Here is a 550-nt window from a genome sequence, read left to right as displayed (position 1 = left end):
CTAGGCTCAGGACTCGTTGATTACAGCCAGAAGAGCACCGTGGCAGCGAGGGCGAGCACGGATAAGAAGACGGTTGGGCATCGGTCGTAGCGGGTTGCCACGCGGCGCCAATCCTTGAGGCGGCCGAACATGATCTCGATGCGGTTGCGGCGCTTGTACCGGCGCTTATCGTATTTGACGGGCGTGGAGCGGGATTTGCGGCCTGGAATGCAGGGCTTGATGCCCTTCTGCTCCAACGCGTCTCTAAACCACTCGGCGTCATAACCCCGATCGGCCAGCATCCACTGCGCCTTGGGCAGATCGTCGAGCAAGGCCGCTGCGCCGGTATAATCGCTGATCTGACCAGCCGTGATGAAGAAGCTCAAGGGGCGGCCATTGGCGTCCGTCACGGCGTGCAGCTTGGTGTTCATGCCGCCCTTGGTCCGTCCGATCAGGCGTCCGGGCCCCCCTTTTTTACCCCAAGGCTGGAAGCGTGCGGTGGGCCTTGAGATAGGTCGCATCGATCATGACGGTCCGGGGTTCGGCCCTCTGGCCGGACAGACCCTCCATG

General features: G+C 62.5%; 1 pseudogene. It reads right to left on the bottom strand.

The window, feature by feature from the left end:
* Positions 1-20: 20 nt before the first annotated feature.
* A pseudogene (locus V5F61_RS21180) lies at positions 21-550 on the bottom strand (IS5 family transposase); the annotation flags it as partial.

This window comes from Xanthobacter sediminis, from assembly GCF_043195015.1.
Taxonomy (GTDB): Bacteria; Pseudomonadota; Alphaproteobacteria; order Rhizobiales; family Xanthobacteraceae; genus Xanthobacter.
This window is presented reverse-complemented; position numbering and strand designations above follow the sequence as displayed.